General features: G+C 62.3%; 15 protein-coding genes. 7 read left to right on the plus strand and 8 right to left on the minus strand.

What is annotated here, in order from left to right; genetic code table 11:
- Positions 1-112: 112 nt before the first annotated feature.
- From CFE428DRAFT_RS11585 to CFE428DRAFT_RS11620, 7 genes are all read right to left on the minus strand, one after another.
- Positions 113-1,105 carry a cytochrome-c peroxidase gene (locus CFE428DRAFT_RS11585; protein WP_006979722.1) on the minus strand — a complete coding sequence of 331 codons (993 nt, stop codon included), beginning with the start codon at positions 1,103-1,105 and terminating at the stop codon, positions 113-115.
- 365 nt (positions 1,106-1,470) lie between these two features.
- Complete coding sequence (locus CFE428DRAFT_RS11590) at positions 1,471-2,514, minus strand: S1C family serine protease (protein ID WP_006979723.1); 1,044 nt, start codon at positions 2,512-2,514, stop codon at positions 1,471-1,473.
- A gap of 34 nt (positions 2,515-2,548) precedes the next feature.
- Entirely contained in the window at positions 2,549-3,082 is a 534-nt protein-coding gene (locus CFE428DRAFT_RS33460; protein WP_006979724.1) for a hypothetical protein, read from the minus strand.
- Between the two features lie 16 nt (positions 3,083-3,098).
- Positions 3,099-3,815, minus strand: coding sequence for a sigma-70 family RNA polymerase sigma factor (locus CFE428DRAFT_RS11605; protein WP_202797414.1), 717 nt, complete (start codon positions 3,813-3,815; stop codon positions 3,099-3,101).
- Between the two features lie 305 nt (positions 3,816-4,120).
- Positions 4,121-5,242, minus strand: a complete 1,122-nt coding sequence (locus CFE428DRAFT_RS11610) for a M24 family metallopeptidase (RefSeq protein ID WP_006979726.1) — start codon at positions 5,240-5,242, stop codon at positions 4,121-4,123.
- Between the two features lie 117 nt (positions 5,243-5,359).
- Entirely contained in the window at positions 5,360-5,719 is a 360-nt protein-coding gene (locus tag CFE428DRAFT_RS11615; protein ID WP_006979727.1) for a dihydroneopterin aldolase, read from the minus strand.
- 7 nt (positions 5,720-5,726) lie between these two features.
- On the minus strand, positions 5,727-6,089 hold the full coding sequence (locus CFE428DRAFT_RS11620) for a DciA family protein (RefSeq protein WP_006979728.1): 363 nt from the start codon (positions 6,087-6,089) through the stop codon (positions 5,727-5,729).
- Positions 6,090-6,229: 140 nt separating this feature from the next.
- Here CFE428DRAFT_RS11620 and CFE428DRAFT_RS11625 point away from each other — a divergent pair, with 140 nt between their 5' ends.
- Positions 6,230-7,045, plus strand: a complete 816-nt coding sequence (locus CFE428DRAFT_RS11625) for an amidohydrolase family protein (protein ID WP_202797415.1) — start codon at positions 6,230-6,232, stop codon at positions 7,043-7,045.
- Between the two features lie 6 nt (positions 7,046-7,051).
- Positions 7,052-10,888 (plus strand): PVC-type heme-binding CxxCH protein, encoded by a 3,837-nt coding sequence (locus tag CFE428DRAFT_RS11630; RefSeq protein WP_006979730.1) that lies wholly within the window; start codon positions 7,052-7,054, stop codon positions 10,886-10,888.
- A gap of 40 nt (positions 10,889-10,928) precedes the next feature.
- Here CFE428DRAFT_RS11630 and CFE428DRAFT_RS11635 read toward each other — a convergent pair whose 3' ends face one another.
- Positions 10,929-11,756, minus strand: a complete 828-nt coding sequence (locus tag CFE428DRAFT_RS11635) for a DeoR/GlpR family DNA-binding transcription regulator (protein WP_049975617.1) — start codon at positions 11,754-11,756, stop codon at positions 10,929-10,931.
- 154 nt (positions 11,757-11,910) lie between these two features.
- On the opposite strand from CFE428DRAFT_RS11635, the gene CFE428DRAFT_RS11640 reads away from it, so the two are divergent.
- From CFE428DRAFT_RS11640 to CFE428DRAFT_RS11660, 5 genes are read left to right on the plus strand one after another with little or no spacing between them, the layout of a single operon-like run.
- Positions 11,911-13,656 carry a PTS fructose-like transporter subunit IIB gene (locus CFE428DRAFT_RS11640; protein WP_006979732.1) on the plus strand — a complete coding sequence of 582 codons (1,746 nt, stop codon included), beginning with the start codon at positions 11,911-11,913 and terminating at the stop codon, positions 13,654-13,656.
- 30 nt (positions 13,657-13,686) lie between these two features.
- Positions 13,687-16,146 carry a phosphoenolpyruvate--protein phosphotransferase gene (ptsP, locus tag CFE428DRAFT_RS11645; RefSeq protein ID WP_006979733.1) on the plus strand — a complete coding sequence of 820 codons (2,460 nt, stop codon included), beginning with the start codon at positions 13,687-13,689 and terminating at the stop codon, positions 16,144-16,146.
- On the plus strand, positions 16,143-17,090 hold the full coding sequence (gene pfkB / locus CFE428DRAFT_RS11650; protein WP_006979734.1) for a 1-phosphofructokinase: 948 nt from the start codon (positions 16,143-16,145) through the stop codon (positions 17,088-17,090). Before ptsP ends, pfkB begins: the two co-directional genes overlap by 4 nt.
- On the plus strand, positions 17,087-17,563 hold the full coding sequence (locus CFE428DRAFT_RS11655; RefSeq protein ID WP_006979735.1) for a hypothetical protein: 477 nt from the start codon (positions 17,087-17,089) through the stop codon (positions 17,561-17,563). Before pfkB ends, CFE428DRAFT_RS11655 begins: the two co-directional genes overlap by 4 nt.
- Before the next feature lie 2 nt (positions 17,564-17,565).
- The gene (locus CFE428DRAFT_RS11660) at positions 17,566-18,426 is read left to right on the plus strand and encodes a carbohydrate porin (protein ID WP_237705485.1); all 861 of its coding nucleotides are present in this window, start codon (positions 17,566-17,568) and stop codon (positions 18,424-18,426) included.
- The last annotated feature ends 12 nt before the right edge of the window (positions 18,427-18,438 follow it).

The following is an 18,438-nucleotide window of genomic DNA, read 5'->3' on the forward strand; positions in this document are numbered from 1 at the left end:
GGCGGTTGTAAGCTGCTCCTCGCCGTCAAAAGACAACGGAGAGCGGGCATTGCTGTCCGCTCTCCGTTGAAAGAGCTTTGCGAGGGGTTGCTCCCCTGATGCCGCCGCCTGCCTACCGACTGGTCGTGTGCGTGGGCGTCCGACTCTTGTCGGTCAGCGTGTGCAGGAAGGTCACGATGTCGTCGACTTCCTGGTCGGTCAGCTTGCGGCCCAACTGGAGCCACGCCATTTCGCGAACAGTGCCGTCCAGTGTGGTCTGGCTGCCGTCGTGGAAGTAAGGGGCGGTGATCTCGATGTTGCGCAGGCTCGGCACCTTGAACTTGAACTTGTCCGCTTCATCCTTGGTGACAGCGAAACGGCCCTGGTCGTCGGTTTTGTAGGCATTGACGGCACCCAGTTTCTGGAAGCTGTTGCCGCCGAAGAGCGGGCCGTTGTGGCAGCCGACGCAGCCGACGGAAACGAACGTTTGCAGGCCCTTGCGCTCGCGGTCGTTGAGCGCGCCGTCTTCGCCCTTGAGGAAATCATCGAAGCGATCGTGGGTGATGAGCGTGTGCTCAAAGGCGGCAATGGCGCGGGCCAGATTGTCGTAGGTGAGCGGCTTGGCGTCCTTGGGGAAGGCCTTGGCAAAAGCCTCTCCATAGCCAGGCACCGCGTTGAGTTTCTCAAGGACGGCGGTTTCGCCGTGCATGCCCATTTCAACGGGATTGAGAATCGGTCCCTTGGTTTGGGCGGCGAGATCGGCGGCGCGGCCATCCCAGAATTGAGCTACATGGAAACCGGCATTCAGCACGGTTGGCGCGTTGCGTCCGCCATGTTTGCCGGCATCACCGAGCGAAGTCGGAGCGGTGTCCGCCCCTCCGCGCTGCTGGTCGATCGCGTGGCAGGAGTTGCACGATTGGGTATTGTTCGCGGAAAGGCGGACATCGAAGAAAAGCGTGCGTCCCAATTCGACCATGTCCGGGGTGTCGGACTCGGAGCCGGGCATTTTGTCGGGGATGGTGCCGAGCACGGCTTTGCTGGTCTGGCGAAGTTCAGCGGGAGTATTTTCGGCGAGGAGAGGAAGGGCTGCGGCGAGAGTAAGCAACAGGGAGATTGCGATTTTCATGAATGGGTAATCTTCAGAGGCGTTTTGGGGCGAAATTCTTAGAGGGTCTACCGAAATTCAATGTGAGCGGGGGAAGGACCACGGATTACGCGGATTGCGCGGATTACAGAAGTCCGTGTCGGCTCGTCTCATCCGTGCGATCCGCGTAATCCGTGCTCAAAAACTCGTCTTGTCAGACTTTCGGTACACTCTCTTAGAGCGGAAACAGCAATAGATGGCGGTGCGCGAGAAACTTCTGCATGGCGTTACTCGTCCGAAAAACGCCCTGTTGCTCTAATCGCTGCAACCATGCCGCACTCATCTCCATTCAGGAGCCTGAATGTGTCCGTGATATCGTTCCGCGATCGAATCCGTCCGCCTGGCGCCTATTGATCAGCCTTCGCGGGGATGGCCGCGGGCGCAGGGGTGGCCGCGGGCGCTGGGATGGCGGCCGGGACAGGGCGGGGGTCGACGGGCATGACGCTGAAATCCTGCTCCGAGCCATCGCGGGCGACGCGGATGGTGGTTTCATCCGTGGCAGTCAGGAAGAAGGAGGCGGCGAGCACGTCTTCCGGTGAGCTGACTTGATGGTTGCCGACCTGGACGATGACGTCGCCGGCATGCAGGCCGGCCTTTTCCGCGGGAGCGTCGGGCAGCACTTCCTCGATCTCGGCCGTGGAGCCGTTGACGGGTTCTTCCAGCGGCTTGATGCGGACGCCAATCCAGCCGGGGCGGACATCGTGGAAACGCATGAAATCCTTGCGCACTTTTTCCGCGGCTTCGATGGGCAGAACGAACGAGCCGTTTCCTGACTCGAGTCGGCTGATGAGGATGCCGACGACTTCGCCGTGAGAATTGACGAGCGGAGCGCCGCCTTCACCACGTTGCACGGGGAGATTGGCGCGGATGTGCGTGGTGGCAAAGAAGCGGCCCTGGTATTTCAACTCGAAGCCGCCGACGGTGCCGAAGACGGGTGTGAGCGGGAGATCCATCGGGTAGCCGATGGCAATGACCGGTGACGCGACGGAGAGCTGATGCGAATCGCCGAAGGTCAGGAAAGGAGTCTCTGCTTCGATCTTCAAAATGGCGACGCCGCTGCGGATGTCGCTGACGAGCCGCTGGGCCTTGTAGTGCGCGCCATTGAAGGAGACGTGAATGTCGTGCGACTCCCCACCTACGGTGTAGGAGGTGTAGAGCATGCCGTTTGGGTCGATGAAGAAACCCGAGCCGGAAAGATAACCACGCTCGTCCTCGGCCTCGATGCGCACGACCGCGTCGCGGCACTTGTGGAAGATGGCCTGGACGTCGCGCTGGATGGCGTCGAGCGTGATCGCCGGTTCGTTGGCTTTCGCGGCATCCGCTGTATCCGCGGCGAAGACCGGGGTGCCGCCGAGCAAACTGCCCGCGATGATTGCCAGAAGAAGCCGCATGGATGGAATGGGGCGGGAGCGCCCGCGCGAGTGCTTAAAAACTGTAAGCGGGAGCCGGCTCATAACTGGCAGGACGCGCGTCGATGACATAGCGCGGCTGTTGCGCCCCGGGCGCCGTGAAGTTTTGAGCAGTCGGTAGCGGAGCGGAAGTCGGCAGAGCGGAAGGACCAAAGGCAGACGAGGGACGCGCCATTTCAATGGCGAGCAGGCTCTTCTGCGAAAAGGCGTTATCTGCGGGAGCGATGTCCCGGGGAGCGTGGGAATCCGCGATGGCCGGCAAGCCGTGTGCACCTACAGGCTCCAGCGAGCCACCGGAAGTCAGGAAACCAATACCCACGATACCCACGACCACCACCGACGCGAGCGCACCGGCATACGAGAGGTGGCTCATGCTGTGTTCGCTGAAGAACGTCTGCATGCGTTCCGCCGCGATCTTCCACAGGGGACGGTGCAGTAGTTCCGAGCGCTGGCGACGATGGATATTTTGCAGGAGCTGATCGAAGTACTGCGGAGGCGGTTGTTCGAAGCGCTTGATCCTTAACAGGGCGGAGAGTTGTTCTTCGGTCATGGGAGATGGCGCAAATTTAGGAGTGAAACTCAGTGAGAAAATTTTGCAACTGGCGATGTGCGTAAAAAAGCCGGGACCGGACGGTGCCCTCCGAGATTCCAAGGATCTTCGCGATCTCCGCGTGGGGCATCCCCTGAATGTCGAACATGGTAACGACCGCCCGATGATCGTGAGACAGTTTCTGCATGGCCTCGTTCAACCTTTTCTGGAGTTCGCTGAGATCGGCTTCGCGCACCGGGGTGCTGGTGGCGGTGAGCTCGATGAACTCTTTGTCGTGCTGCACATTGGAGTCGATGTCATCGAGGCTCAAGGTGTAGCGCCGGCCGCGTTTCTTGAGGAAATTGATGGTCATGTTCACCCCGATGGAGTGAATCCAGGTGTAAAACGACGACTTGCCACGGAAGCCGGCGATGGAGCGGTAGGCCTTCGACCAGATGTCCTGCATGAGGTCGTTGGTGTCCTCGTGGTTGGAGGTCATGTTGTAGACCAGGCCGTAGAGACGCGGGCTGTATTTGACCACGAGCTCATCAAACGCCGCTGCCTCGCCCGCTTGCGTGCGGGCGATCAGTTCGTCGTCTTGTTTGCGGCTCAGGTCATCCTGCATCGTCCGCGCTTTCGTAACAGGCTTCGCGTCGGAGGGGAATGCCGTTTCCGCGGGAGCAGGCGCAGGCGCTGGGGAAGGGCTGAGGGGCCAAAGGCTGGTGGCAGGAAGGGCAGAGGCGAAGCAACTCATGAGTGGGGGCGCCGTGAGGAGGCGCGGATGCGCACGGGGACCGGGGCCGGAACAGGCCGAGCCGAAGCGATGACGAACACTACGAGAAACAGCAACGGTAAGGTCACAAGCATGCGGGGAAATAAGACATCCGCATGGCAAGAGTGTTCAAAATTGGGCGTTTACAGAGAAAAACGTCCGGTAGTTCCCCAAGATGCGTCGGGGGAATTCTTAATCTTAATCTTAATCCCGAACCCAACCGCCGAGGATTAAGATTAAGATTACGATTAAGATTAAGAGGCAGAATTCTGCTTCGAACGAGACTGCTAGATCTCGAACGGCTTCGGAAAGCCGGACAGCAAGCGATTCCCCGTTTGTGTGATCGTGATCACGTCTTCGTGACGGACCCCGCCAAGGCCGGGAATGTAAATGCCTGGCTCGACGGTAACCACCTGGCCGGGACGGAATGTGGTCGCCGCCACCCGCGGCGACTCGTGAATCTCGAGTCCCAGCCCATGACCGAGGCCGTGGAAGAAGCCGTTCCATCGCCCATTTCGCTGTTCGGTGGGGTAACCCTGCGCGGTGAAAAATTCCCGGACGCCGTCCTGCACCTCTTTGCCCACGACCTTCGGCTTCATTGCGCGAAGGGCGCGCTTTTGACCTTCGAGGCAGGTGTCCCAAAGGTGTCTTTGCGCCTCGCTGGCCCGCCCGCGAACGACTGTCCGCGTGAGGTCGCCGAAGTAACCGCTGGCCGCCGAGCGCGGGAAGATATCGAGGATGATCAACTCATTTCCCCGCAAGGGTCCGTGCCCGCGCTCATGGGGATCGCACGCCTGTTCGCCGCCGGCGACAATCGTATTCGCCGGCACGCCCCCCGCGCGCAGGATGGCGGAGTCGATTTCCGCGCGAAGGATTTCGGAAGTGAGCGGCGCGCCATTCCAGCGCAGCGCCTTCTGCGGGCCGATCTTCGCGGCCCGCAATACTTCCACTCCCCGAGCCATGCCGGTTTCCGTAATCGCGATGGCCTGGCGCATGAGTTTCAATTCGTCCGCTGTTTTGTGTTCACGCTCCGGCCAGAACAGCCCCGGTTGCGGCACGAGCTTGATGCCCGCTTTCTCGAGGTCGCGCGCGAGCCCGAGCGGAAAAGACGCCGGCACCGCCACGCGACGGACCTTGCGTTCCTGCAGAAACGCGACCGCGTGATCGACGAAACTGGCGTTCTTGCGCTTTTTCAGGCGCTTCGAGATGTCCGAATACGCCACGATTTTATCCACGCGCGCTTCCTTCCGTCCGCGGTCGATCTCGAGATCGCTGAGTACGATCGTGGAACGCTTTCCTTGCTGCAGGAAGAGAAACGCATCCGGCACGAAAAAGCCGGTGGCGTAAAGCATGTCGGCATCGTGATCGCTCGAAGCGATGATGAGTTTCGGGAGAGGTGCTTTGCTCATGAGATTTGGAAAGGGTAGGGCAGCGCGAAATGGAATCCTATGACTCCTATTCTTCCTATACCTCCTATCCGAAGACCGCCGAATAGGAGGGATAGGAAGAATAGGAATGATAGGATCTCAACCGGCCTCGCGTTCCCGTCGAAGCTGGACCGCGACGAAAGCCGTATCGGGCAGAATATATTTGCGCAGCTCGACCTCGACCGCCCGCAGCGGGTAGCGCGCGAGCAATTGCCCGGCGATTTCTTCCGCGAGCGTCTCGATGAGCTGGCGCGGCCCCGAGAGGCTCAGTGCCTTCACGAAATTGCCCACGTCGAAATAGTCGACCGTGTTTTCGATCCGATCGTCGAGTGCGCGAAAGTCACGGACCGGCTCCAGCACCAGGCTGACCGTGAGACGCTGCGTGGCCGCGCGTTCTTCCGCTGGCACACCGATGTAGGAACGGAGTTCGAGACTCTCGATGCGAATGGAGTCGGCCATGCGTCCTTCAGCCGAGGCGGAACTTGATTTCCCGCACCGTGCGGGCGCCGAAGCGTTGCTTGAGCTTGGCGATGATGTCGCGCTTCCACACGCGATCGAGCTCGAAGTGCACCGTGGGCTGCAGCACGGCGACATAGAGCACGCCGTCCTTGAGTTGCTGCGGTGCGGAGTGTTTGGCGAAGAAATCACCGACGATCTCGCGCCATGCGGCGAGCACTTCATCCGCCTTCAGGCGATCACCAAGGCCGAGGCTTTGCATCACCTTCCGCACGGCATCGCCGACCGCCGTGGTGCGGTCCGCGCGCACGTACGGCTCCGCCTGCCCGCGCCATTCGGCGAGGGCCAGGGCACGGAGTTGCGCAGGCTTCATCAAAGGAAAGTGTCCACGAAAATGGAGGAATGGCACGAAAAAGTATGGCCCACGGTAGCGGCGGTATCGATCCCAGCGGAATCTTCCGGTAACGGGCTGTTTTTAACCTTTTCGGCTAAGGTGGCGCAGTCCCGTCGGTTGTGCCTGACGAATCCAGTTCACCCCTCGAACACATGCGCATCTGGGATTTGCATACCCACTTTCCCGCCATCGGCGGTTCCGCGGAACAGCGCGCCGAGCGACTCCTGCGGGTGGCCGACCGAATGGGCATCGAGCGGCTGTGTCTCTTCATGGGCTTTCCCATGACGCAGGATCCCAAGCCGGAGCGGTTCCGCTTCGAAAATGACCAGGTGTTGAGCGTGCTGCCGAAGTGGCCGGACCGCCTCCTTGGCTTTGTCTATTTGAACCCCAAACACCCGGACGAAAGCCTTGCCGAGCTGGATCGCTGCGTGAAGGACGGCCCAATGGTCGGCGTGAAGCTGTGGGTCGCGCAACATTGCAACGTGCCGGCGGTCGATCGCCTCGTCGAGCGCGCGCATGAATTGCAGGCGCTCGTTTTCCAGCACACGTGGCTGAAAGTAATGGCCAACTACCCCGGTGAATCGACGCCCATGGATTTCGCCGAACTCGCCGGTCGCCATCCGTCGATTCCGCTGGTGTGCGGACACACCGGCGGCGATTGGGAGCAGGGGGTTCGCGTCATCGCCTCGCTCCCCAATGCCTATTCCGATCTCGCCGGTTCCGATCCGGTGGCCGGCTACACCGAAATGGCCGTGCGCGAACTTGGCGCCGAACGCGTGCTCTACGGCAGCGACGCCGGCGGACGCAGCTTCGCTTCGCAACTCGCCAAGGTCCACGGCGCGGACATTCCGGACGAGGCGAAGAAGCTGATCTTCAGCGGAAATCTCATTCGCCTGCTCACGCCGATCCTCCGCCAAAAGGGCATCCAGTTCTGACCTCCCATGAGCGATTCCTCGTTTTCCCTTCCCCGGCGTGACTTCCTGCGCGGCGCCCTCGCCGCGGGTCTGTTCGCCGGGCGGACGTCCTCGTCAGCCGCTCCCGCCGAGCCGCGCAAGACAGCACTCATCGATACCAACGCCTGGCTGGATCCATGGCCGATCCGGCGACTGCGTCTCGAGGACCCAGCGGCGCTCGCGGCGAAGTTGCAGCAAAACGGGGTGAGCCGCGCCTGGGTTTCTTCTTTCGATGGAATCCTCCACAAGGACATCGGCGGCGTAAATACGCGGCTCGCTGAAACTTGCCGGCGGTTTCCGATTTTCGAGCCCTTCGGCATGGTCAATCTCTCGCTCCCGCGCTGGGAAGCCGACGTCGAAGCGTGTGCCCAAAAACATCACATGCGCGGGCTGCGCCTGCTCCCCGGCTATCACGGTTACAAGCTCGATGACCCGCGCTTCGCCGCGCTGCTCCAGCTTGCGACCGAACATCGCCTCGCCGTGCAGATCGCCGCGATGCTCGAAGACGAACGCACGCAAAACCCGCTGCTCCGCGTGCCGCCGGTGGATATTACGCCCTTGCCATCGCTCCTCGCGTCGGTCAGCGGCGCGCGTGTCATGTTGCTGAACTGGGCCGCGCGTCTCCGGCGGCAAGCCGCTCCTGCTCGCGCTGCAAAAAGACCAGCGTGCTCCTCGATGTGGCCATGGTCGAAGGCATCGAGGGCATTGCCGGCGTGCTCGACGATTTCCCCGTCGCGCAGCTCTGCTTCGGTTCCTACGCCCCGGTTTTCTACTTCGAATCCGCGCAACTCAAACTCCGGGAATCCGCCCTCACCGATGCCCAGCACGACGCCATCACCCAAGCCAACGCGCAACGTTTTCTCGGCGCTTGAGCGCCTGGCCGCGCTCATCCTCCTTCTGCCCGGCGCGGCCTTTGGCGCCGAGCCGCTGAAGTTTCCCTCGATCCCCCCGACATCTCCCGCGGAAGCCGAGAAAGCTTTCCACACCCTCCACGGCTTTCACATGGATCTGCTCGCCGCCGAGCCGATGGTCGCGAGCCCCGTGGCCATGGCTTACGACGAAGACGGCCACGCCTTCGTCGCGGAGATGGTGGACTACCCCTACACCGACAAGGCGCACCACAAGGCCAACCAGGAAAATCCCACGGACGCGCCGATCGGTCGCATCCGCATGCTGTTCGATGATGATGGCGACGGGAAATTCGATCGCAGCACGATTTTCGCCGAAGGCCTTTCGTGGCCTACAGGCATCGCGTGCTGGAAGGGCGGCATCATCGTTACCGCCACGCCGGATGTGTGGTACTTCAAGGACACGAAAGGTGATGGCCACGCCGACGCGCGACAAAAACTCTTCACCGGCCTTCGCAAATTCAACGTGCAGGCGGTGATGAACAATCCGGTCTGGGGCCTCGATAACCGGCTCTACATTTCCGGCGGCAGCAATGGCGGCGAAATCCGAAACCTCATGCACCCCGAGCTGAAGCCGTTGAGCCTGCGCCGCGCGGATCTGCGGCTCGATCCACGCAATAATCTGCTCGAGCTCGTGAGCGGCGGAGCGCGCTTCGGCAATGGGCGTGACGACTGGGGTAATCGTTTCCTCTGCAACATCCGCAACCCCGCGCAGCACATCGCGATCGAGAGCCGCTATCTGGCCCGCAATCCTTATCTGCCCGTGGTGAGCGCGCTCACGGATGTCGCGGAATCCGGCGACCAGTTGCCCGTCTATCGCGTGAGCCCACCGGAAGCCTGGCGGGAGCTGCGCGCCAAACGCTGGTCCGCCGATTCCACGGTGACCGCGCACATGCCGCGCAGCGAATTGGTCGGCTCCGGTGTCGTGACTTCATCGAGCGGCATCACTGTTTATCGAGGCGACGCTTATCCCGCGGAGTTTTACGGCAACCTCATCGTCGCGGATTGTGCAGGGAACCTTTTCTACCGGCTGAAGACCAGGCCTGATGGCGTGACTTTCAAAGCCTCGCGGGTGGATGGAAAACAGGAGCTTTGTGCGGGACGCGACATCTGGTTTCGCCCGGTGAATTTCGTCAACGCGCCGGATGGCTGCCTGCACGTGTGCGACATGTATCGCGAGGTCATCGAGCACCCTTGGAGCCTGCCCGATGATATTCACGCCGCGCTGGATCTCGAGCGCGGACGCGATCGCGGCCGGTTGTATCGACTTGCTCCGCCGGGCTTCCAGCCGCGCCCTGCGCCGCATTTGAGCAAGGCGAGCACCGCCGAGCTCGTGGCCCTGCTCGCGCATCCGAATGCGTGGCATCGAGACACCGCTCACCGCCTGCTCTTCGAGCGGCAGGATCAGAGCGCCGTCCCGGCCCTGCGCGAGATGATGTCCAAAAATCAAAACCCGCTCGCTCGGTTGCAAGCGCTGTGGTCGCTGGAAGGTCTCGGGGCGTTGAATGAGACCGATATCGTTGCTGCCACGCACGATTCCGACGAACACATGCGTCGCGCCGCTGTCCTGCTCGCCGAACCTCGGCTGAAAGAGTCCGAGTCGCTGCGTATGGCGGTGATGCACCTGACGGACGATGCCGCTCTGGGCGTGCGTTACCAAGTCGCGCTTTCGCTGGGAGAAGTGCCGGATGCCGCGGCCAAGCCGCTGGCTGCCCTGGCTTCGCATGAGGTTGCGGATTCCTGGATGCGCACGGCGATCCTCAGCAGCGCGGGCGCTCATACGGCGGAGGTGGCCGCAGCCGTCCTGCGCGGAGCGGACTCTCCGGATGCGGCTACGTTCTTGCGCGATGCCGGCGGGGTCATCGGTGGCGAGGCCAAGGCGGACATTTGTCGCGCTTTTCTCGATTTACTTGCAGGTGAAGCGGCGGCGCACGCCAGTTCCGCGGAAGCCGGTGCGCTTGGTCTGGCTAAAGGCCTGGCGCGGCACAGCCAGTCGCCGACGACATTTGCCTCACCGGCCGCCCAGGATTGGTTACGCGCTGTTTCCGCGAAAGCGCAGAGTGGTGCTCTCGCCGCGAAAGCCAGCGTTGAACAGCGCACCGAATCCGTCGCTCTGCTGGCGCTGGCGGATTTCTCCGCGATGCAATCGCTCGCAGGAAAACTCCTTCAGCCCAGCCAACCGGAGCCGGTCTGCGTCGCCTTCATCCAATCGCTCCGCGACAAGCGGGATCCTGGTGTCGCCACGCTTCTGCTCACCGCCTGGCCGGCTCTCACGCCCGGCGCGCGCGAAGCCGCCGTCGGTGTCTTCACTTCGCGTAAGGAATGGCTGGAGCCACTGATTGTCGCCGTGGAGAAGCAGCAGATCCATCCCGCCGAACTCAGCCCGGCGGCCCGCGCAGCGTTGCAGCGGTTTCCCGATGTCGCCCTGCGCGAACGCGCCGGAAAGCTCTTCGTCGCTGCCGGTTCGCGACAGGATGCGATCACGCGTTATCAGCCGGTGCTCACCATGCACGGCGACGCGACGAAAGGGCATGAGGTCTATCGCGCCATCTGCTCCACGTGCCATCGCAAGGGAGACGAAGGCCGCGACATCGGACCGAATCTCGCCACGGTGGGTGCATGGTCGCCGGAACAATTGCTGACCAACATTCTCGATCCCAATCGCGAGGTCGCGCCGAATTTCATGCTTTATGCCGTGGAATTGAAGGACGGTCGCGCGCTGGCCGGAATCATCGCCGCGGAAACGGAAACCGGTGTGACCTTGAAAAGCCTCGATGGGACCGAGCAAAGCTTCGCCCGCACCGAGATTGCCTCGCTGAAAGCTACCGGCACTTCGCCCATGCCCGAAGGGCTCGAGGGGGCGGTGAACATGCAACAAATGGCCGACCTGGTCGCCTTCCTTCGTGATGCGCCGTAGGACGCCTTTCGAACGCAACTCGTAGCGCGCCGGTACGCCTTTAAGCCAGGAACACTTCAATCCCGAGCTGCTCCAGCGAACCTTTCGTTTCCGCCGGCAAATCGTGATCGCAAATCACCGTATGAAACGCCGTGAGCGGCGCGACCTTGATGAATCCCGACCGCCCGAGCTTGCTCGAATCGGTGAGCAGAATCACCCGCCGCGCGGCGCGGATCATCGCGCGCTTCACTTCCGCGATCTCCAGGGTGGTGTCGGTCAATCCGTTCTCGAGATCGAAAGCCTGCGTGCCGAGGAAGGCCTTTTGCACCACCAGTTCGCTGAGGGTGCGTTCTGCGAGTGAGCCGACGGTGCCGGATGATTCCCGGTTGAAGGTGCCGCCGAGCAGAATGATGCGCGCCTGTGTGCGCGCAGCCACTTCGAGCGCCACGTTCAGCGCATTGGTCACCACGGTCAGGGATGCGATCCCTGCGAGAAAAGGCGCCATCTCCACTACGGTCGTCCCTGCATCCATGATGATGGTATCGCCGGGACTCACCAGCGCCGCGGCACAGCGCGCCACGCGCCGCTTTTCCTCCATCTGCAGATGCGCGCGCTGCTCGACTGCGAGCAGCGCGGTGAGCTGGCGTCCGCCCTCTACGGGTAACGCGCCCCCACGATCGCGCACCAGCTGCCCGTCCTTTTCGAGCTGCATGAGGTCGCTGCGGATCGTCACTTCCGAAACCTGGAACTGCTCCGCCAGCTCCGTGACGCGCATCGCGCCATGCTGCCGTACCAGTTCCACGATTTTCGCACGGCGCTGATTGGTCATTGGCGCGCGCTCGCCGAAGGAAGCAGGTTCGATTTCAGGAGTAGGGGGATCTTTCGGCATCTTTCGAAAACGCTATTCAATCATTACTAGCACTCGCTTTCGTAAAGAAAAGAATCCTTACGAAAGTGCATTTCGAAAGAGATAGAAAGATTTCGCTTGCTGATACCGAAACTAATCGTAAGATACCAACAGTTTTCGAAACCGACCTCCTCCCATGAACCTCGTCGCCGTTACCTCCTGTCCGACCGGAATTGCCCATACGCTGCTCGCCGCGGAAGCGTTGAAAAAGACCGCGGCATCGCTGGGACATCATCTCCTCGTCGAAACGCAAGGTTCGGTCGGTGCGAAGAATGTTCTCACCGAGCGAGAGATCGCCGAAGCGGATGCGGTGATCATCGCCGCGGATGTGCATGTGGATACGGGGCGGTTCTCTGGCAAGCCGCTCTTCGAAACCCGCACCGCCGAAGCGATCCGCAACACGGCCACGGTCATCGAGTCCGCGCTGACGCTCGTGTCCAAGCCGGTCGCCGAGCCGTCAGCGCCCGCGGCGCCCATGATCGAAGCCGCCGCCGTGGGTGCGAGCCGGAAGCAACTCGTCGGCATCACCTCGTGCCCGACGGGAATCGCCCACACCTTCATGGCGGCCGCTGCACTCGAAAAGGCGGCGAAAGCGCTGGGCTACGCCATCAAGGTCGAGACACAAGGTTCGGTCGGTGCGAAGAACCAGCTTTCGGCGGAGGACATCGCTGCGGCGGATGCCGTGATCATCGCGGCCGACACGAAAGTCGATCTCTCCCGCTTCGCCGGCAAGCCACTCTACTCCACGAGCACGAAGGCGGCGATGCACGACGGTCAGGCCGTGATCAAGACCGCCCTCGCGCAACCTGTGGGCGGCTCACCCAATCTCGCCGAGGCCGTGGAGCAAGCCAAGGCGGAGCGCTCCAAGTCCCGCACGGGTGCTTACAAGCATCTCATGACCGGCGTGAGCTACATGCTGCCGGTCGTGATCGCCGGCGGCCTCGCCATCGCCCTGGCGTTCGCCATTGGCGGCATTCACGCCGGTGATCATCCGGAGACGCTTGCCGGAGCCCTGAGCCAGATCGGTGGCGCCACGGCGTTTCATCTTTTCGTCGCAGTGCTCTCCGCATTCATCGCGTATTCCGTGGCGGATCGGCCGGGCATCGCGCCTGGTCTGGTTGGCGGGATGCTCGCGCAGAATCTTGGCGCGGGCTTTCTCGGAGGCATCGCCTCGGGTTTCCTCGCCGGCTATCTCACCCGGTTTCTCGCCGAGAAAATCAAGCTGCCGGTGAATCTGGAAGGGCTCAAGCCGGTGCTGATCCTACCCTTCGTCGCCACGATCAGCGTCGGCCTGCTCATGATCTACGTCGTCGCCCCGCCAGTGCACGGCTTGAACCAGGCGATGAACGACTGGCTCAACAGCATGCGCGGCGCGAACGCCTTGCTCCTCGGCGTGCTCCTCGGTGGGATGATGGCCTTCGACATGGGCGGCCCGGTAAACAAGGCGGCCTACACCTTCGCCGTTGGGCTCCTCGCGAGCAAAATCTACACGCCGATGGCTGCCGTCATGGCCGGTGGGATGACTCCCGCGCTCGGTCTCGGCCTGGCCGCGTTCCTGTTCAAAAAACGCTTCGACAATGAAGAGCGCGAAGCCGGTGGTCCGGCCCTCGTGCTCGGGCTTTCGTTCATCACGGAGGGCGCGATTCCTTTCGCGGCGAAAGATCCATTCCGCGTGATTCCGGCGCTGGTGCTCGGCTCGGCCACGGCAGGCGCCATTTCCATGGTCTCCGGCGTGCAATTGCTCGTTCCACACGGCGGCATTTTCGCCGTGCTCATCCCGGGCGCGGTGACTCATCTGCTGCCGTACCTCTCCGCCATCGTGACCGGCACGGTCGTCACGACCGCAGCGCTTTTCGTGCTGAAGAAACCGGTCCGCGCCTGAGTCCCTTCACCTCCCCATCATTCCCCCGCCATGATCCAGCTTACCTCGCAAAATATCCAGTTACACGCGCACGCGAAAAACAAGGAAGACGCCATTCGCCAGGCCGGGCGCGTCCTGGTGGATGCAGGTAACATCGCACCCGGTTACGTGGAAAGCATGCTCGGTCGCGAGCAGCAGGCGAATACTTACCTCGGCAACGGCATCGCCATCCCGCACGGCATGGGCAAGGATCGCGAACTCATTCACCGCACCGGGGTGTGTGTGGTGCAGTTTCCCGAAGGCGTGGAGTGGAACCCGGGTCAGATGGTGCGCATCGTGGTGGGCATCGCGGCGAAGAGCGATGAGCACCTGGGCATTCTCGCTGCGCTGACCGATGTTCTCGATGACACCGCGACCGCGGACCGTCTCGCGCGGACGAACGATCCCGCGGAAATCATCGCTGGCTTGAATCGACAGAAAGAGGGCTCCGAACCGGCGGAAGAGGAAATCGCCGGCACGAAATTCGTCGACGCCAGGCTCGGCACGAGCGCCGGCCTGCACGCGCGTCCAGCTACGGCCTTTGTCGATCTGGCCGGAGAGTATACGTCCGAGATTCGCGTGCGCTACCGCGACCGGGAAGCCAATGGGAAAGCGATGGCCTCACTGCTCAAGCTTGGCGCGGAGGGAGGAACGGTGCTGCGCATCATCGCCAGCGGCGTGGATGCCGATGCGGCACTGGCCGCGCTGAAAGAGGCGGTGGAAGGCGGGCTCGGTGACGAGGAGGAAAAGCCCTCACGCACGGAATCCCGTGCCTGGGTGCCAGAGTCCAGTGGTCGTGCCATTGCGGGCGTGGCCGCTTCCCCGGGACTGGCCATCGGAAAGCTGCATCACTTCCAGGCCGACCATATCGTGGTCAAGGACACCCCGGGCAATCCCGATGCAGAATGGCAGAAATTGCGGAACGCCATCGAAAGCGCGCGCACTCAGCTCCAGGACGTTTACGACTCGATGAAGTCGCGGGTCGGTAAGAACGAGGCGGCGATCTTCCGCGCGCACCAGGCTTTCTTGAGCGACACGGAGCTCTTCGGCGAAGCGACAGCCCTCATCGAAGGCGGTCACAGCGCGGCGTGGTCATGGCAGCAGGCGATCGAAAATCGCGTGAAGGAAGTGCAGAGCGTGAGCGACCAGCGCGTGGCCGGCCGCGCGGCGGATTTGCACGATGTGGGCCAGCGCGTCTTGCGCCTGCTCGCGGAGACGCAGCATAGCGAGCCGTCGTTGCCGGATGAACCATCCATTCTTGTCGCTGACGACCTCACGCCCAGCGATACCGCGAAGCTCGATCCGCAGCGGATTTTGGGCATCGTCACGGTCGCGGGCGGGCCGACCTCGCACACCGCAATCATCGCCCGCTCGCTCGATATCCCGGCGATCGTCGGCGTGGGCGCCGCGGTGTTGGAGTTGACCGCCGGAATCACCTGCATCCTCGATGGCGCCTCGGGCATCCTTTACACCGAACCCAGCGCGGCAGAGCTCGAATCGGCCCGGCAATTTCAGATCGATATCCAGCGCCAGCGCGAGGAGGAGCACTTCGAGCGCTACCAGCCGGCGTTGATGACCGACGGGCATCGCATTGAGGTCGTGGCCAATATCGGGAAGGCGAGCGAAGCCGCGGCGGCGGTGGAGGCCGGCGCGGAGGGCATCGGACTCCTGCGGACCGAATTCCTTTTCCTGGAGCGCGATACGCCACCGACGGAGGACAAGCAGTTCGAGGCCTACTGCGAGATGACCCGCGCGCTCAACGGTCTCCCTCTGATCATCCGCACCCTCGACATCGGCGGAGATAAGGTCGTGCCGTATCTGCCGCAGCCGCACGAGGACAACCCTTTCCTCGGCGTGCGTGGCATTCGGCTGTGCCTGCGCAAGCCGGAGCTCTTCCGGCCGCAGCTCCGCGCGATCTACCGCGCCTCCGTCACCGGGCCGGTGAAGATCATGTTTCCCATGATCGCCACGCTCGAGGATTTGCGCGCCGCCAAGGAAATTGCCGAGCAAGTACGCACGGAGCTCGGCGTACCGCCGGTGGAAATCGGCATCATGGTCGAAGTGCCCTCCGCGGCGGCGATGGCGGCGGAATTCGCTCGCGAATGCGATTTCTTTTCCATCGGCACGAACGACCTCACCCAATACGTGCTGGCCATGGATCGCATGCACGCCGCCCTGGCGAAGCAGGTGGATGGTCTGCATCCTGCGGTGTTGCGCATGATCGATCAGACGGTGCGTGGGGCGCAGTCCGCCGGCAAATGGGTTGGGGTGTGTGGCGGCATCGCCGGCGAACCGCGCGGCGCAGTCATCCTCGCTGGCCTGGGCGTAACCGAATTGAGCATGAGCATTCCGAGTGTGGCGGCGGTGAAAGCGTACCTGCGCGGCATTTCACACACCCAGGCCCAGACCTTCGCCAAACGCGCTCTCGCCTGCCAGGGCGCGGATGCAGTGCGCGAACTTCCTCTTCCATGAAAACCGAACAATTCAGCGTCGTCACCGTGACGCTCAACCCCGCCATTGATCGCACGGTCACCATTCCGAATTTCACGGCGGGCGGGGTGAACCGCGTGGAAACGGCCCGCAATAACGCGGGAGGCAAAGGTGTGAACGTCGCCGCCATGCTCGCGGAAAGCGGGATCCGCGTGGCGGTCACGGGTTTCCTCGGCCGCGAGAACACTTCGAGCTTCGAGGAACTCTTCTCCCACCGCGGCATTGCCGACCACTTCGTGCGCGTCGCCGGCCAGACACGCACCGGCATCAAAGTCGTCGATCCCGTTCTGCATCAGACGACAGACATCAACTTTCCCGGTGCCAGCGTTTCCGCTGCCGACCTGGCGGCATTCACCCATCGGCTCGACATGCTCCATGCGGATTGTTTCGTGCTCGCGGGCAGCCTGCCGCCAGGTGCCGATCCGGGCATTTACCGGGAGCTGATCACCCGGCTGCGTTTGCGCGGCCCACGGATCGTGCTCGATGCAAGTGGCGAGCCTCTTGCCCTGGCCCTCGAAGCCCGGCCCAATCTCATCAAGCCAAACATTCACGAGCTCAGTGAGCTGCTCGGTCGTCCTTTGCCCGACACCGCCGCGGTCGTGGAAGCAGCTCGGGAGCTGGTTTCGCGAGGCATCGAGACCGTCGTCGTATCCATGGGGAAGGATGGCGCCTGCTTCGTGACGGCGCGAGAGGCGGTCGTCGCACGCCCTCCACGGGTGGAGGTGCGCAGCACGGTGGGAGCGGGAGATGCCATGGTCGCCGGCCTGGTCGCCGCGCAATTTCGCCAATGTCCGCTGGCCGACGCCGCGCGGCTGGCCACGGCCTTTTCCGTGCACGCGCTCACGCGTTTCGCCGATGGCGCCGCCGACTTTAACCGATCCATCGAAGCGCTCCTGTCCCAAGTCACCGTCAGCCTGTCCCAATGAACAAACTCGTTCTTTCCTCGCTCCTTCTTGCCGCCCTTCCCGCAGTGGTATTCGCCGGTACGCCATCGCTGCAGGGCTCCATCCTCGATGCCAATATCCACAGCGAACGCTGGCAGGATGGCGACTATCTTTTCGGTGACCTCGGCGGGCTCCGCAGCCGACTCGCCGGCTCGGGTGTCACTTATGACAGCTATTACGTGGCGAATCCGGCGGGCAACGTCAGCGGCGGCAAACGACGCGGCTTTACCTACGTCGATAACTTCTATTTCGGCATCACCTTCGATCTCGAAAAGCTCTTTGCCTGGCGCGGCGCGCAATTGGCTGCCAGCGTGATCAATCGTTCGGGTGGCGGTAGCGTGACGAATGCTTACGTGGGCAGCCAGTACGACGTGCAGCAGTCCACGGAGGCCAGAATTTCTTCTTTTACAATCTCACCCTCGAACAAAAGTTCTGGGGCGATAAATGGAAGCTGAAGATCGGGCGTTTCACCGCGTCGGATGATTTCAATACCTCGCCGATCTACGGCTTGTATATGAACAACGGCATCGACGGGAACATCCCCAACGTCCTCTTCGAAACCCAGTTCTCGGCGTATCCCTTTGCCACGTGGGCGGAGCGATTGCGTTACCATCCCACGCCGGAGTTCAATTTGCAGTTCGGCGTGTTCCAGACTTGGGACCGCATCTTTCAGCGCAGCACCAATGGCCTCGATTGGGGAATCCGGGGCGGCGATGGGGTGATGATGCTCGCGCAGATCGGGTGGACACCGGAATTCTTCAAGAAGTCCGTGCGGGTTGCGAGTGATGGCAAATCTGCCGCCACGCCGCAGATGAAAGGGCTGCCGGGACATTACTGGATCGGCGGTTCCTATTCGCCGTGGAAGGGCTATGCGCAATTTGGCAGCACGGAAAAGGCCTCGGGCAGCTACGGCTTCTACCTGCACGCCGACCAAATGCTGTATCAGGTCGCGCCCGGCTGTGAGCAGGGATTCACGCTCTTCTTCGACACCGGTTATTATCCGCAGGACAACATTTCCATCATGCCCTGGCAGTTCAATGTCGGCGCCTTCTACACCGGGCTGCTGCCGAGCCGAACGAACGACAAGACCATCGCGGGACTGATCTACGGGGAGTTTGGTGGTGACTACGCCAGCACCATCCAGGCGTCGGGCATCGGACGGCCGGAACACGAAGCGGTCCTCGAATTTGGGTATCGCATCCAGTTTACGAAATTCGCCTATCTCCAGCCGGATTTGCAGTACGTCTCTCACCCCTCCGGTACCGGGCGCATTCCCGATGCCGTCGTCGTGGGCGCGCAGTTGGGCTTGTCGTTTTGATCCGTATGCGAA

This window comes from Chthoniobacter flavus Ellin428, from assembly GCF_000173075.1.
In the GTDB taxonomy this organism is placed as follows: domain Bacteria; phylum Verrucomicrobiota; class Verrucomicrobiia; order Chthoniobacterales; family Chthoniobacteraceae; genus Chthoniobacter; species Chthoniobacter flavus.

Excerpts from the sequence above, each read along its gene's own strand:
- CFE428DRAFT_RS11655 (WP_006979735.1), top strand. The coding sequence starts at position 17,087 with ATGAACAAACTCGTTCTTTCCTCGCTCCTTCTTGCCGCCCTTCCCGCA.
- CFE428DRAFT_RS11630 (WP_006979730.1), top strand. The coding sequence starts at position 7,052 with ATGAGCGATTCCTCGTTTTCCCTTCCCCGGCGTGACTTCCTGCGCGGC.
- CFE428DRAFT_RS11620 (WP_006979728.1), bottom strand. The coding sequence starts at position 6,089 with ATGAAGCCTGCGCAACTCCGTGCCCTGGCCCTCGCCGAATGGCGCGGG.
- pfkB (WP_006979734.1), top strand. The coding sequence starts at position 16,143 with ATGAAAACCGAACAATTCAGCGTCGTCACCGTGACGCTCAACCCCGCC.
- CFE428DRAFT_RS11610 (WP_006979726.1), bottom strand. The coding sequence starts at position 5,242 with ATGAGCAAAGCACCTCTCCCGAAACTCATCATCGCTTCGAGCGATCAC.
- CFE428DRAFT_RS11590 (WP_006979723.1), bottom strand. The coding sequence starts at position 2,514 with ATGCGGCTTCTTCTGGCAATCATCGCGGGCAGTTTGCTCGGCGGCACC.
- CFE428DRAFT_RS11640 (WP_006979732.1), top strand. The coding sequence starts at position 11,911 with ATGAACCTCGTCGCCGTTACCTCCTGTCCGACCGGAATTGCCCATACG.
- CFE428DRAFT_RS11635 (WP_049975617.1), bottom strand. The coding sequence starts at position 11,756 with ATGCCGAAAGATCCCCCTACTCCTGAAATCGAACCTGCTTCCTTCGGC.
- CFE428DRAFT_RS33460 (WP_006979724.1), bottom strand. The coding sequence starts at position 3,082 with ATGACCGAAGAACAACTCTCCGCCCTGTTAAGGATCAAGCGCTTCGAA.
- CFE428DRAFT_RS11605 (WP_202797414.1), bottom strand. The coding sequence starts at position 3,815 with ATGAGTTGCTTCGCCTCTGCCCTTCCTGCCACCAGCCTTTGGCCCCTC.
- CFE428DRAFT_RS11615 (WP_006979727.1), bottom strand. The coding sequence starts at position 5,719 with ATGGCCGACTCCATTCGCATCGAGAGTCTCGAACTCCGTTCCTACATC.
- CFE428DRAFT_RS11585 (WP_006979722.1), bottom strand. The coding sequence starts at position 1,105 with ATGAAAATCGCAATCTCCCTGTTGCTTACTCTCGCCGCAGCCCTTCCT.
- ptsP (WP_006979733.1), top strand. The coding sequence starts at position 13,687 with ATGATCCAGCTTACCTCGCAAAATATCCAGTTACACGCGCACGCGAAA.